General features: G+C 73.0%; 12 protein-coding genes. 8 read left to right on the top strand and 4 right to left on the bottom strand.

What is annotated here, in order from left to right; genetic code table 11:
* Nucleotides 1-19 precede the first annotated feature (19 nt).
* The 4 genes from E6P78_RS10770 to E6P78_RS10755 all read left to right on the top strand — a co-directional run bounded on the left by E6P78_RS10770 (nt 20) and on the right by E6P78_RS10755 (nt 2,650).
* Nucleotides 20-652: an AIM24 family protein gene (locus E6P78_RS10770; protein ID WP_136203353.1), complete on the top strand. Its 633-nt coding sequence runs from the start codon at nt 20-22 to the stop codon at nt 650-652.
* Nucleotides 652-1,302 (top strand): AIM24 family protein, encoded by a 651-nt coding sequence (locus E6P78_RS10765; protein ID WP_136203318.1) that lies wholly within the window; start codon nt 652-654, stop codon nt 1,300-1,302. Before E6P78_RS10770 ends, E6P78_RS10765 begins: the two co-directional genes overlap by 1 nt.
* A complete protein-coding gene (locus E6P78_RS10760) occupies nt 1,299-2,063 on the top strand; it encodes an AIM24 family protein (RefSeq protein ID WP_136203317.1) in 765 nt (254 codons plus the stop codon). The genes E6P78_RS10765 and E6P78_RS10760 overlap by 4 nt, the downstream gene beginning before the upstream one ends.
* 116 nt (nt 2,064-2,179) lie before the next feature.
* Nucleotides 2,180-2,650 carry a MarR family transcriptional regulator gene (locus tag E6P78_RS10755; RefSeq protein ID WP_136203316.1) on the top strand — a complete coding sequence of 157 codons (471 nt, stop codon included), beginning with the start codon at nt 2,180-2,182 and terminating at the stop codon, nt 2,648-2,650.
* Between the two features lie 50 nt (nt 2,651-2,700).
* Here E6P78_RS10755 and E6P78_RS10750 read toward each other — a convergent pair whose 3' ends face one another.
* Together E6P78_RS10750 and E6P78_RS10745 are read right to left on the bottom strand one after the other, a co-directional pair.
* Nucleotides 2,701-4,161 (bottom strand): HAMP domain-containing sensor histidine kinase, encoded by a 1,461-nt coding sequence (locus E6P78_RS10750; protein WP_136203315.1) that lies wholly within the window; start codon nt 4,159-4,161, stop codon nt 2,701-2,703.
* On the bottom strand, nt 4,158-4,817 hold the full coding sequence (locus E6P78_RS10745; RefSeq protein WP_136203314.1) for a response regulator transcription factor: 660 nt from the start codon (nt 4,815-4,817) through the stop codon (nt 4,158-4,160). The genes E6P78_RS10750 and E6P78_RS10745 overlap by 4 nt, the downstream gene beginning before the upstream one ends.
* A gap of 121 nt (nt 4,818-4,938) precedes the next feature.
* Between E6P78_RS10745 and E6P78_RS10740 the strand changes: the two genes are divergently transcribed.
* The gene (locus E6P78_RS10740) at nt 4,939-5,502 is read left to right on the top strand and encodes a PepSY domain-containing protein (protein WP_136203313.1); all 564 of its coding nucleotides are present in this window, start codon (nt 4,939-4,941) and stop codon (nt 5,500-5,502) included.
* A gap of 220 nt (nt 5,503-5,722) precedes the next feature.
* On the opposite strand, the gene meaB is transcribed toward E6P78_RS10740, so the two are convergent.
* Both meaB and E6P78_RS10730 read right to left on the bottom strand, forming a co-directional pair.
* A complete protein-coding gene (gene meaB, locus E6P78_RS10735) occupies nt 5,723-6,682 on the bottom strand; it encodes a methylmalonyl Co-A mutase-associated GTPase MeaB (RefSeq protein ID WP_136203312.1) in 960 nt (319 codons plus the stop codon).
* 50 nt (nt 6,683-6,732) lie between these two features.
* A complete protein-coding gene (locus E6P78_RS10730; RefSeq protein ID WP_136203311.1) occupies nt 6,733-7,935 on the bottom strand; it encodes an acetyl-CoA C-acetyltransferase in 1,203 nt (400 codons plus the stop codon).
* Nucleotides 7,936-8,069: 134 nt separating this feature from the next.
* Here E6P78_RS10730 and mce point away from each other — a divergent pair, with 134 nt between their 5' ends.
* The 3 genes from mce to E6P78_RS10715 all read left to right on the top strand — a co-directional run bounded on the left by mce (nt 8,070) and on the right by E6P78_RS10715 (nt 13,664).
* Entirely contained in the window at nt 8,070-8,498 is a 429-nt protein-coding gene (gene mce, locus E6P78_RS10725; protein ID WP_136203310.1) for a methylmalonyl-CoA epimerase, read from the top strand.
* 244 nt (nt 8,499-8,742) lie between these two features.
* Nucleotides 8,743-12,540, top strand: a complete 3,798-nt coding sequence (gene scy, locus E6P78_RS10720) for a polarized growth protein Scy (protein ID WP_136203309.1) — start codon at nt 8,743-8,745, stop codon at nt 12,538-12,540.
* 185 nt (nt 12,541-12,725) lie between these two features.
* Nucleotides 12,726-13,664, top strand: a complete 939-nt coding sequence (locus tag E6P78_RS10715; RefSeq protein ID WP_136203308.1) for a cellulose-binding protein — start codon at nt 12,726-12,728, stop codon at nt 13,662-13,664.
* Nucleotides 13,665-13,673: the final 9 nt, after the last annotated feature.

Below are 13,673 nucleotides of genomic sequence, written 5' to 3'. Positions count from 1 at the left end.
CTATTTTCGCCGGGTGGCTATGTTCCGACTTGAGGGAAGCAAGACGCTCGCCGTCGATCTGGCCGGCGATGCCGTCAAGGCGAAGAACGGCTCGATGGTCGCGTACGAGGGCCAGATGTCGTTCAAGAAGATGACGGGCGGCGGTGAGGGCCTGCGCGGCATGGTGACCCGCAGGCTGGCCGGCGAATCGATGGCCGTGATGCAGGTGTCCGGGCAGGGCACCTGCTACTTCGCCGACCGGGCGAGCGAGATCAACCTCGTCTCGCTGCACGGCGACAAGCTGTACGTCGAGGCGAGCAACCTCCTGTGCACCGACGCGGGGCTGCGCACGGGCACCACCTTCACCGGGCTGCGCGGCGGCGCGACGGGCAACGGCCTGTTCACCACCACCGTCGAGGGCACCGGCCAGGCGGCGATCATGTCGGACGGCACGGCCGTGGTGCTGCGGGTCTCCGCCCAGTACCCGCTGTTCGTCGACCCGGGCGCCTACATCGCCCACCAGGGCAACCTCCAGCAGCACTTCCAGTCCGGGGTGAACTTCCGGACCCTGATGGGCGAGGGCTCGGGCGAGTCGTTCCAGATCCGGTTCGAGGGCGAGGGACTCGTCTACGTGCAGCCCAGCGAGCGGAACACGATCGGGGGGAACGTCTGATGCCGTTCCGTGAGATCAACTCCAAGATGGTCGAGGCGACGGTGATCCCCGGCCAGAAGATGTTCAGCCAGCGCGGGGCGATGCTCGCCTACCGCGGCGAGGTGGCGTTCACGCCGAACATCCAGGGCGGCCAGGGCGGGGTGATGTCGATGATCGGCCGCCGGATGGCGAACGAGGCGACCCCGCTGATGACGGTCGAGGGGAACGGCACGGTGATGTTCGGCCACGGCGGCCACCACATCCAGGTGATCAACCTGTCCGGGGACACCCTGTACGTGGAGGCGGACAGGCTGCTCGCCTTCGACGGGACGCTCCAGCAGGGCACGATGTTCATGGGCTCGCAGGGCGGGGTGATGGGCATGGTGCGCGGCCAGGTGACCGGGCAGGGCCTGTTCACCACGACGCTCAAGGGGCACGGCGCGGTGGCGGTGATGGCGCACGGCGGGGTCATCGAGCTGCCGATCACCCCGGGCCACGACGTGCACGTGGACCCGCAGGCGTACGTCGCCCACCACGGCGAGGTCCGCAACAAGCTCTCCACCGCGATCGGCTGGCGCGAGATGGTGGGGCGCGGCTCGGGCGAGGGGTTCCAGCTGGAGCTGAGCGGCAGTGGTGCGGTGTACGTCCAGGCGTCGGAGGAGAAGCTGTGAACGGCCCCGTGGTCTTCGACCCGATGACGTTGCCGTCGGACGACAACGTCAACTCGTACACCTTCTGTGTGGAGCTCAAGGGGAGCCAGTGGTTCCTGCAGAAGGGCAAGATGATCGCCTACTACGGGCAGATCGGCTTCGACGGCATCGGGCACGGCCGCTTCGAGCGGCTGGTGCGGGCGAGCTTCCACTCGCCGCTGCACGCGAGCGACTGGGTGGTGGCCGAGGGGAGCGGCAAGATGCTGCTCGCGGACCGGGCGTTCGATGTGAACTCCTACGACCTGGACGACGGGAACCTGACGATCCGCTCCGGCAACCTGCTGGCCTACCAGCCGTCGCTGGCGCTGAAGCAGTCGATCGTGCCGGGGTTCCTGACGCTGATCGGTACGGGGAAGTTCGTCGCCGCCTCCAACGGTCCGGTGGTCTTCATGGAGCCGCCGCTGCGGGTGGACCCGCAGGCGCTGGTCGGCTGGGCGGACTGCCCCTCGCCCTGCCACCACTACGACCACGGCTACATGACCGGTGTGATGGGCGGGTTGCGCGGGCTCACCGGGATCGGCGGGGCCTCGGGCGAGGAGCACCAGTTCGAGTTCGTGGGCGCGGGGACGGTGCTGCTCCAGTCGTCCGAGGCGCTGATGGACGAGCAGCCGACGGGGGCGGTGCCGCAGCAGCCGGGGGTGCCGGGCGGTGGCGGTCAACACGGGTCCACCTCCCGTGCGTCCGGTCAGCCGGGGGACCTCCAGCGTCGCTTCGGTTTGTAAACGGTAGTCTGCGGAGTGTGACGTCGAACGCCTGCGCCCCGTCCCGGCCCCTGCCGTGCCGGGTGTCACACCACCACGCTTCGTCCGGCTTTCAACTTCTTAGGTAGAATCCATACATGGAGACCGAGACGGCCACCCGCTGGCTGAGCGACGCCGAGCAGTGCGCCTGGCGCACCCACCTGGACGTCAGCAGGCTGCTGATGCACCAGCTGGAGAAGGACCTCCAGCCGTTCGGCCTGACCAACAACGACTACGAGATCCTTGTGAACCTCTCGGAGTCGGAGGACCGGCGGATGCGGATGAGCGACCTCGCGGGCGCCACCCTCCAGTCCAAGAGCCGGCTCTCGCACCAGATCACCCGCATGGAGAGCGCGGGCCTGGTCCGCCGGGAGAACTGCGAGTCGGACCGCCGCGGCCTGTACGCGGTCCTCACCGAGGAGGGCGCGGAGACGATGCGGAAGGTGGCCCCCCGCCACGTCGCCTCGGTCCGCAAGCACTTCATGGACCTGCTCACTCCCGAGGCCCTGGCCGAACTGCACACGGCCCTGGCTCCGGTCGCCGAGCACCTGCGGACGCAGCGGGGCTAGGGTCGGGCTAAGGGCTGTCCCATAAGCCCTGGTGGATCACGGGACAGCCCTTAGGGTCTGTCCGCCTCCGCGCCCGGCAGCCAGAGTTCGAAGCGGGCGCCGCCCCTGGGGGCGTCGGTGACGGTGAGGCGGCCGTGGTGGCGGGTGGCCACGTCCCGGGCGATGGCCAGGCCCAGGCCGGCGCCGCCGTCGTCGCGGGTGCGGGCGCCGTCGAGGCGTACGAAGCGTTCGAAGACGCGCTCGCGTTCCGCGGCCGGCACCCCCGGCCCGTCGTCGGTGACCGCGAGGACGACACCGCCGCGTTCCCGGTGCACGCCGACGGTCACCGAACGGTCCGCGTGGCGCTCGGCGTTGTCCAGGAGGTTGCCGGCCACCCGGGCCAGCTGCCCGCGCGAACCGGTCACCTCCAGGCCGCCGGGCTCCGGCACGGACACCGTGACGGGGATGCGGTCGCCGACGCGCTGGGACACCTCCTCGCGGATCAGCGCCCCGAGGTCCAGCCGGGTCCTCCCCGGCCCCTCCCCCGCGTCGAGCCGGGCCAGCAGCAGCAGGTCGGCGGCGAGAGCCTGGAGGCGTACGGTATCGGCCACCGCGCCCGGCAGGTCCAGCAGTTCGGGGTGGGCGGCGGCCACCTCCAGCTGAGTGCGCAGCGAGGCGATCGGGCTGCGCAGCTCGTGCGAGGCGTCCGCGACGAAGCGCCGCTGGCGGTCGACGGACGCCTCCAGCGCGGTGAGCGTCTCGTTGGTCGTACGGGCCAGGCGGGCGATCTCGTCACGGGAGTCCGGCTCCGGGACGCGCCTGCCCAGGTCCTCGGAGGCGGTGATCGCCGCCATCTCGCGGCGGATGCCCTCGACGGGGCGCAGGGCCCGCCGGGTCACCAGCCAGGTCACCGCGGCGGCGACGAGGAGCACGACGGGCAGCCCGGCCAGCATCGCGGCGCGCACGCTGTCGACGGCCCGCTGCTCGGCGGCGAGCGGGGCGCCCGCGTGGACGGTCAGGGTGCGTCCGGCGGAGTCCGTCGCCTCGACCGAGGCGAACCGGTAGTCGGCGCGGTCGCCGTCCACGGTGGCGGTGCCGTTGCTGAAGTCCGGCTCGTCAGTGGAGACTTCGCCCCGGCCCGGGTCGTCATCGCGGTCGTCGTCGCGGTCGTCGTCGCGGTCGTCGTCCTCGTCGTCCCCGGTCGCGGACGGCGCGGGCCGGGGCTGCGGGGTGACCCGGTCCGTGCCGGTGCCGGAGATCGCCTCCAGGTCCTCGGAGACGGCCACCACGCGCCCGTCCTCGTCGGTCACCTGGACCGGGTGCTCCTCCTCGTCGCCCGTCTCCAGCTTGTCGTACGGCACGTCGAGGGCCAGCTGTCCGGCGACCTCGCGGGCGACGACCTCGGCCTGGAGACCCGCCTGGTCGGTGAGGTTGGCGCGCAGGACGAGCAGGACGGCGAGCCCGGCGACGCCCAGGGCGAGGGCGACGACCACGGTGGCGCCGAGCGCGGCCCTGGCCCGTACGGATCTCACAGCGCCTCCAGCCGGTAACCGGCGCCGCGCACCGTGCGGATGGCGGCGGCGCCGAGCTTGCGGCGCAGGGTGCTCACGTACACCTCGACGATGTTGGGGTCGCCGTCGTAGGCGAAGTCCCAGACGTGCTCCAGGATCTCCGCCTTGCTCACCACCTGCCCGGCCCGCAGCGCGAGCTGTTCGAGGACGGCGAACTCCTTGGCGGTCAGGGTGATCTCGGCCCCGCCGAGGTGCACGCGGCGGGCGGCCGTGTCCATGCGCAGGGCGCCGACGGTGACCACCGGCGATGCGGTGCCGCCCCGGCGGCGCAGCAGGGCGCGGACCCGGGCGACCAGTACCACGTAGCTGAACGGCTTGGTCAGGTAGTCGTCGGCGCCCGTGTCCAGGCCCTCCGCCTCGTCGTACTCGCCGTCCTTCGCGGTCAGCATCAGGACGGGCACCTCGTGACCGGCGGCGCGCAGGGCGGCGCAGACCCGGTAGCCGTTCATCCCGGGCAGCATGATGTCGAGGATCACGAGGTCGTACGCGCCGTCCATGGCCCGGTGCAGGCCCTCGGCCCCGTCGTGCACGACGTCCACGGCGAATCCCTCGGCGGTGAGCCCCCGGGCCAGGGAGATCGCCAGCCGCTTCTCGTCCTCCACGATCAACAGGCGCATGCGCACAGCGTCGCAAACCGCAGCTGAAGACGGCTTCAGGTGGCTTCAGGCTGCGTTCAGCATCGCCCCGGCAGTGTGGACGGCGACGCACCAGAGACATCCGATGCGGGGAGGAACCCTCATGAAGCGCAAGATCGTCATCGCCGCCGTCGCCGCGGCCGTGCTCGCCGGCGGCGGAGCCGCCACGGCGGTCGCCCTCACGGACGACGACGGCCACGACAGCGGCAGCCGCGGCAGCAGCACGGCGAGCGGTGCCACCACCGCCCGGGTCACGGTCGGTGACGCGGTCGCGGCCGGTCTGCGGGCCGTCCCGGGCACGGTGACCGAGGCGGAGCTCGACGAGGAGGACGGCGGGCTCGTCTGGGAACTCGATGTGTACGGCTCCGACCGGGCGTGGCACGACGTGACGGTGGACGCGGGCAGCGGCAAGGTGCTCGGCAAGCACGTCGACCACGACGACGACGGCGACCGGCACGCGCCCCGGAAGACCTCCGTCACGCTGGACGAGGCGGTGGCCGCCGCGCTGAAGTCGGCGCCGGGCACGGTGACGTCGGTGGAGCTGGAGGGCCGGCGCGGCGGGGCGGCGCACTGGGAGGTGGAGGTGCGCGGCAAGGACGGCAAGGAGCACGAGCTGGACGTGGATGCGGAGGCGGCGGGTGCGGCGGCGGCGGGTGCGGAGGACTGAGTCCTCGGGTCGGGGGCGCCTCAGGGGGCTGTGGTGCGCCTGCGGCGAGCCCGTTCCCCTCCCCGCCCCTTCCCGTCACCGGGGCTCCGCCCCGGACCCCGCTCCTCAAACGCCGGAGGGGCTGAAAGGGGGCTCTCGGCCCTCGCCGGGAACCCGGGGCAAGGCCCGGTCAGTCGGAAGGGGCGCCCGTCCCTCCCCGGCCACCCGGGGCAAGGCCCGGTCAGCCCTCGCCGGTGAGTTCCGCCACCAGTTCGTCGGCCGCCGCGTACGGGTCGAGCCGGCCCGCCACGATGCGCTCGGCCAGCGCGCCCAGGCGGCGGTCGCCGTGCAGGCTGCCGATGCGCTCGCGGAGCCGGGTGACCGCGATCGTCTCGACCTCGCGGGCGGCGCGGGCCGAGCGCCGCTCGCCCAGGACCCCGCGCTCCTCCATCCACGCCCGGTGCTTCTCCAGGGCCTCGACCACCTCGTCGACGCCCTCGCCCCGGGCGGCGACCGTCTTCACGATCGGCGGCCGCCAGTCGCCGGGGCCCCGGGACTCCCCGAGGCCCAGCATGTGGTTGAGCTCGCGGGCGGTGGCGTCCGCCCCGTCCCGGTCGGCCTTGTTGACGACGTACACATCGCCGATCTCCAGGATTCCGGCCTTGGCCGCCTGGATGCCGTCGCCCATGCCGGGGGCGAGCAGGACGACCGAGGTGTCGGCCTGGGAGGCGATCTCCACCTCGGACTGGCCGACGCCCACCGTCTCCACCAGCACCACGTCGAAGCCCGCCGCGTCCAGCACCCGGATGGCCTGCGGCGCCGCCCAGGCGAGGCCGCCCAGATGGCCGCGGGTCGCCATGGAACGGATGTAGACGCCCGGGTCGGACGCGTGGTCCGACATCCGGACCCGGTCGCCGAGCAGCGCGCCGCCGGAGAACGGCGAGGACGGGTCGACGGCGAGGACGGCGACCCGCTTGCCCTGCCGCCGGTAGGCGGAGACGAGCGCCGACGTCGACGTCGACTTGCCGACGCCCGGCGAACCGGTCAGGCCGACGACGTAGGCGTTGCCCGCCAGCGGCGCCAGCGCCGCCATCACCTCGCGCAGCTGCGGCGAGGCCCCCTCCACCAGGGAGACGAGCCGTGCCACGGCCCGCGGCCTGCCCGCACGGGCCTGCTCCACCAGGGTGGGGACGTCCACCATCACCGCTCCGTCTCCTCGCTGCCTGTTGTCCGTGTACTGCGTACTGCGTACTACTTGCCCGGAACGCGCAGGATCAGGGCGTCGCCCTGGCCGCCGCCGCCGCACAGGGCCGCCGCGCCGGTGCCGCCGCCGCGCCGCTTGAGCTCCAGCGCCAGGTGCAGCACCACCCGGGCGCCGGACATGCCGATGGGGTGGCCGAGCGCGATGGCGCCGCCGTTGACGTTGACCTTCTCCGAGGTGACGCCGAGGTCCTTCATGGACTGGACGGCGACGGCCGCGAACGCCTCGTTGATCTCGATGAGGTCGAGGTCCTCGACGCCGATGCCCTCCTTCTGCACGGCGTGCCGGATCGCGTTGGACGGCTGCGACTGGAGCGAGTTGTCCGGGCCCGCCACGTTGCCGTGGGCGCCGATCTCGGCGATCCACTCCAGGCCCAGCTCCTGGGCCTTGGCCTTGCTCATGACGACGACGGCGGCGGCGCCGTCGGAGATCTGCGAGGAGGTGCCCGCCGTGATCGTGCCGTCCTTGGCGAAGGCGGGGCGCAGCTTGCCGAGGGATTCGACGGTCGTCTCGGGGCGGATGCCCTCGTCCTTGGAGAAGAGGACAGGGTCGCCCTTGCGCTGCGGGATCTCGACCGGGGTGATCTCGGCCTCGAACAGGCCGTTCTTCTGGGCCGCGGCCGCGCGCTGGTGGGAGAGGGCGCCGATCTCGTCCTGGGCCGCGCGGTCCAGGCCGAGGCGGGTGTTGTGCTTCTCGGTGGACTCGCCCATCGGGATGTTCTCGTAGGCGTCGGTCAGACCGTCGTACGCCATGGAGTCGAGCATCTCGATCGCGCCGTACTTGTGGCCCTCGCGGGACTTCGGGAGCAGGTGCGGGGCGTTCGTCATGGACTCCTGGCCGCCGGCCACGACGACGTCGAACTCACCGGCGCGGATCAGCTGGTCGGCCAGGGCGATGGCGTCGAGCCCGGAGAGGCACACCTTGTTGACGGTGAGCGCCGGGACGCTCAGAGGGATGCCGGCCTTGACCGCCGCCTGGCGGGCCGGAATCTGGCCCGCGCCGGCCTGGAGCACCTGGCCCATGATCACGTAGTCGACCTGGTCGCCGCCGATGCCGGCCCGGTCCAGCGCCGCCTTGATGGCGAAGCCGCCGAGGTCGGCCCCGGAGAAGCTCTTGAGGGAGCCGAGGAGCCGGCCCATGGGCGTCCGGGCGCCCGCGACGATCACGGAAGTGGTGCCGGTCGTTCCTGACATGAGGCACAGCCCCTTGGAATAGGAGTGAACGAGGGTTTACATGAATGTACTGAGCGGTACCGCGCCCGTCATCCGGCGGCGGGTGTGATCGCGCGCACGTTGCGTAACCACCCGCAGCGCGCTGCACTGGTCCCATGCTGACGCGAATCGACCACATCGGGATCGCCTGTTTCGACCTCGACAAGACCGTCGAGTTCTACCGTTCGACCTACGGGTTCGAGGTCTTCCACTCCGAGGTCAACGAGGAGCAGGGCGTACGCGAGGCCATGCTCAAGATCAACGATACGTCCGACGGCGGCGCCTCGTACCTCCAGCTGCTCGAACCGACCCGCGAGGACTCCGCCGTGGGCAAATGGCTGGCCAAGAACGGGGAGGGCGTCCACCACATCGCCTTCGGCACGGCGGACGTGGACGCGGAGGCCGCGGAGATCCGCGAGAAGGGGGTCAGGGTGCTGTACGACGAGCCCAGGACGGGTTCGATGGGGTCGCGGATCACCTTCCTGCACCCCAAGGACTGCCACGGGGTCCTCACCGAACTGGTCACGGCGAAGACGGAGCACTGACCCGAGGGATACCCGGCCCGGTAGAGTGGGCTGTTCCGGGCCGGGGCCGGGTCGGGGCCGCGCCGCGTCCTCAGCCTTTGATCTGTCACCATTCCCCCGGGGGACCGTTCGCCGGCGAGCGGTCCCCGTTCGGAGCGTGCGACCAGGGTTGGGGTCCTCCCTGCTCAGTGGGGCATCCCCTGCTCCAACGAAGTTGAGAGCTCGGGGAAGAAGTTGAGAGCTCGGGGAAGGATGGGACCGCGCAGTGCGGGGCTACGAACGCCAGGAGAGCCACCGGGCTGAAGACGACCATCTCTCGCGGTTCGAAGCCGAGATGGAGCGGCTGAAGACCGACCGGGAGAAGGCCGTCCAGCACGCCGAGGACCTCGGTTACCAGGTCGAGGTCTTGCGCGCCAAGCTGCACGAGGCGCGGCGCAGTCTGGCGACCCGTCCCGCCTACGACAGCGCGGACATCGGCTACCAGGCGGAGCAAATGCTCCGCAACGCCCAGATCCAGGCCGAGCAGCTGCGTACCGACGCCGAGCGCGAGCTGCGCGACGCCCGCGCGCAGACGCAGCGCATCCTCCAAGAGCACGCGGAGCACCAGGCCCGGCTCCAGGCCGAGCTGCACAACGAGGCGGTGCAGCGGCGCCAGCAGCTGGACCGGGAGCTGGCGGAGCGCCGCCAGACCGTCGAGTCCCACGTCAACGAGAACGTCGCGTGGGCGGAGCAGCTGCGGGCCAGGACCGAGTCGCAGGCCCGCCGCCTGATGGAGGAGACCCGGGCCGAGGCCGAACAGGCGCTGGCCGCCGCCCGGGCCGGGGCCGCCCGGCTGTCCGACGAGACGCGTCAGCGCGTCGGCGCGGAGGCCGAATCGGCCCGCGCCGAGGCGGAGTCGATCCTGCTGCGGGCCCGTAAGGACGCCGAGCGGATGCTCAGCGTCGCCGCCGGCCAGGCCCAGGAGGCCACCAGCCACGCCGAGCGGCTGCGGCTGACGACGACCGCGGAGACCGAGCAGACGCGGCAGCAGACCGCCGAGCTGAACCGGGCCGCCGAGCAGCGCATGCAGGAGGCCGAGACCCAGCTGCGCGAGGCCAGGCTGGAGGCCGAGAAGGTCCTCTCCGAGGCCAAGGAGGCCGCGGTCAAGCGGCTGGCCGGCGCCGAGTCGCAGAACGAGCAGCGCACCCGTACCGCGAAGGCGGAGATCGCCCGGCTGGTCGGCGAGGCCACCAAGGACGCGGAAACCCTCAAGGCGGAGGCCGAGCAGGCCCTCGCGGACGCCCGCGCCGAGGCCGAGCGGCTGCGCGCCGAGGCGGCCGAGGCCGCCCGCACCGCCGCCGCCGAGGACGCCGCGGCCCAGCTCGCCAAGGCGGCCCGGTCCGCCGAGGAGGTGCTGACCAAGGCGTCCGAGGACGCGAAGTCGACCACCCGGGCCGCGGGCGAGGAGGCCGAGCGCATCCGCCGCGAGGCGGAGGCCGAGGCGGACCGGCTGCGCGGCGAGGCCGCCGAGCAGGCCGACCAGCTCAAGGGCGCGGCCAAGGACGACACCAAGGAGTACCGGGCCAAGACGGTCGAGCTCCAGGAGGAGGCGCGGCGGCTGCGCGGCGAGGCCGAGCAGCTGCGGGCCGAGGCGGTCGCGGAGGGCGAGCGGATTCGGGGCGAGGCCCGCCGCGAGGCCCTTCAGCAGATCGAGGAGGGCGCGAAGACCGCCGAGGAGCTGCTGGCGAAGGCGAAGGCCGACGCGGAGGAGCTGCGCGGCGCCGCGACCACCGAGAGCGAGCGGGTCCGCGGCGAGGCGGCCGAGCGGGCCGCCGCCCTGCGCAAGCAGGCCGAGGAGGCCCTGGACCGGGCCCGTGCCGAGGCCGAGGAGCTGCGCACCGAGGCCGAGGAGCAGGCGGAGGCGGCGAAGACCGCGGCCGAGCAGTCCGCGTCCGAGCTGCGCGAGGAGACCGAGCGCGCGGTCGCGGCCCGGCAGGCGGAGGCCGCCGACGAGCTGACCCGGCTGCACACCGAGGCCGAGACCCGGGTCACCACCGCCGAGCAGGCGCTCGTCGAGGCGCGTACGGAAGCGGAGCGCGTCCGGCGCGAGACGAACGAGGAGTCCGAGCGGCTGCGCACGGAGGCCGCGGAACGGCTGCGGACGCTCCAGGAGCAGGCCGAGGCCGAGGCCCAGCGGCTGCGCGACGAGGCCGCGGCGGACGCCTCGCAGTCCCGTGCGGAGGCCGAGTCGGTCGCCGTACGGCTGCGCGGCGAGGCCGCCGCCGAGGCGGAGCGGCTGAAGGCCGAGGCGCAGGAGACCGCCGACCGGGTGCGGTCGGAGGCCGCGGCCGCCGCCGAGCGGGTCGGCACGGAGGCCGCCGAGGCGCTGGCCGCCGCCCAGGAGGAGGCGAACCGGCGCCGGCGCGAGGCCGAGGAGACCCTGGACGCGGCCCGTACCGAGGCGAACCAGGAGCGCGAGCGGGCCCGCGAGCAGAGCGAGGAACTGCTCGCCTCCGCGCGCAAGCGGGTCGAGGAGGCGCAGGCCGAGGCGCAGCGCCTGACCGGCGAGGCGGAGACCCGGGCGGCCGAGCTGGTCTCGGCGGCCGAGCAGACCGCCCAGCAGGTGCGGGACGCGGTCAGCGGGCTCCAGGAGCAGGCCGAGGCGGAGATCGCCGGGCTGCGGTCCACCGCGGAGCACGTCGCGGAGCGGACGAGGACCGAGGCGCAGGAGGAGGCCGACCGGCTCCGGGCCGACGCGCACGCGGAGCGGGAGCGGGCGGGCGAGGACGCCTCCCGTATCCGCGAGGTGGCGCAGGAGGAGACGGACGCCGCGAAGGCGATGGCCGAGCGTACGGTCTCCGAGGCGATCACGGAGTCCGAGCGGCTGCGCTCCGACGCCGCCGAGTACAGCCAGCGGATGCGTACGGAGGCGTCCGACGCCCTGGCGTCGGCCGAGCAGGACGCGTCGCGCAGCCGGGCGGAGGCCCGCGAGGACGCCAACCGGATGCGGACCGAGGCCGCGGCCCAGGCCGACCTGCTGGTGACCGAGGCGACCGCGGAGGCGGAGCGGCTGCGTACCGAGGCGGCGCAGCAGGCGGCCCGGGTCGGCGACGAGGCGGCGGGCGACGCGGAGCGGATGCGCGCGGAGGCGGCGGCCACCGTGGGTTCGGCGCAGGAGCACGCGGCGCGGACCCGCGAGGAGTCGGAGCGGCTGCGGGCCGACGCGGAGGCGGCGGCCGAGCAGATGCGGGCGGAGGCGCGCCAGGAGGCGGACCGGCTGCTGGACGAGGCGCGCGAGGCGGCGTCCAAGCGCCGGGCCGATGCGGCCGAGCAGGCGGACCAACTCGTCAACAAGGCCCAGGAGGAGGCGCTGCGCGCCGCCACGGAGGCCGAGGAGCAGGCCGACACGATGGTCGGCGCGGCGCGCAAGGAGGCCGTGCGGATCACCTCGGAGGCGACCGTCGAGGGCAATACGCTGGTGGAGCGGGCCCGGGCGGACGCGGACGAACTGCTGGTCGGCGCGCGCCGGGACGCGACGCAGATCCGGGAGCGGGCCGAGGAGCTGAGGGTCCGTCTGGAGACCGAGGTCCAGGAGATGCACGACCGGGCCCGCCGCGAGACGTCCGAGCAGATGAAGACGGCCGGCGAGCGCGTCGACAACCTGATGAAGGCGGCGACCGAGCAGCGCGAGGAGGCCGCGGCCAAGGCCAAGGAGCTGCTGGCGGACGCGAACGCGGAGGCGAGCAAGGTCCGGATCGCCGCCGTGAAGCGGGCCGAGTCGCTGCTGAAGGAGGCCGAGCAGAAGAAGGCCAGCCTGGTGCGCGAGGCCGAGAAGCTGCGGGCGGACGCCGAGGCCGAGGCCAAGCGGACGGTGGACGAGGGCCGGCGCGAGCTCGATCTGCTGGTGCGCCGGCGCGAGGACATCAACACCGAGATCTCCCGTGTCCAGGACGTGCTGGAGGCGTTGGAGTCCTTCGAGACCCCGGCGGCGGGCGGTAAGGGCGCGGGCGCCGCACCGTCCGGCGGCGTCAAGGCCGGGGCCGCGGCGGGCACTCGATCGGGTGGCAAGTCGTCCGATGGGTAGTCAGCCGGCCGTCCGCCGTGGTTCCGCATGGACCTTCAGCCCTCCGAGTGGCAAGGGTTACGGGGGCCAGCCACTCAAAAGGGGTGTCATTCTCCAGATCAAACGGGCATCCGCTCGATGACACGCCGTTCCGGCCCCTAGGATTCCCTCTATCACCTCACCGGTCTCACTTCGACAGGAACCCCATGAGTGACCCTTCCTCCCCCTTCGGCTTCGAACTCGTGCGGCGTGGTTACGACCGCGGTCAGGTGGATGACCGCATTACCAAGCTCGTCGCCGACCGTGATAGTGCTCTCGCCCGCATCACATCGCTGGAAAAGCGCATCGAGGAGCTTCACCTCGAGACGCAGAACGCCCAGGCCCAGGTGAGCGACGCCGAGCCGTCGTACGCGGGTCTCGGCGCGCGTGTGGAGAAGATCCTCCGCCTCGCCGAGGAGGAGGCGAAGGACCTGCGTGAGGAGGCCCGTCGCGCCGCCGAGCAGCACCGCGAGCTCGCCGAGTCCGCCGCCCAGCAGGTGCGCAACGACGCCGAGACCTTCGCCTCCGAGCGCAAGGCCAAGGCCGAGGACGACGGCGTCCGCATCGTCGACAAGGCCAAGGGCGAGGCCACCACGCTGCGCGCGGACGCGCAGAAGGACGCGGCGCAGAAGCGGGAGGAGGCCGACGCCCTCTTCGAGGAGACCCGTGCCAAGGCCGCTCAGGCCGCCGCGGACTTCGAGACGAACCTCGCCAAGCGGCGCGACCAGTCGGAGCGCGACCTCGCGTCCCGTCAGGCCAAGGCCGAGAAGCGTCTGGCCGAGATCGAGCACCGCGCCGAGCAGCTCCGCCTGGAGGCCGAGAAGCTCCGTACGGACGCCGAGCGCCGGGCCCGTCAGACGGTGGAGACCGCGCAGCGCCAGTCCGAGGACATCGTGGCGGACGCCAACGCGAAGGCCGACCGCATCCGCAGCGAGTCGGAGCGCGAGCTCGCGGCCCTCACCAACCGCCGCGACTCGATCAACGCGCAGCTGACGAACGTCCGCGAGATGCTGGCGACGCTGACGGGTGCCGCCGTGGCAGCCGCCGGCACCCCCGCCGACGAGGAGCCCGCCTCCCGCGGCGTCCCGGCCCAGCAGACCCGCTGACGCCGGTCA

The sequence above is a fragment of the Streptomyces sp. A0958 genome, assembly GCF_004795035.1.
GTDB lineage: Bacteria > Actinomycetota > Actinomycetes > Streptomycetales > Streptomycetaceae > Streptomyces.
Note: the sequence above shows the minus strand (reverse complement) of the source record. Positions and strands in the feature narration are given on the sequence as shown.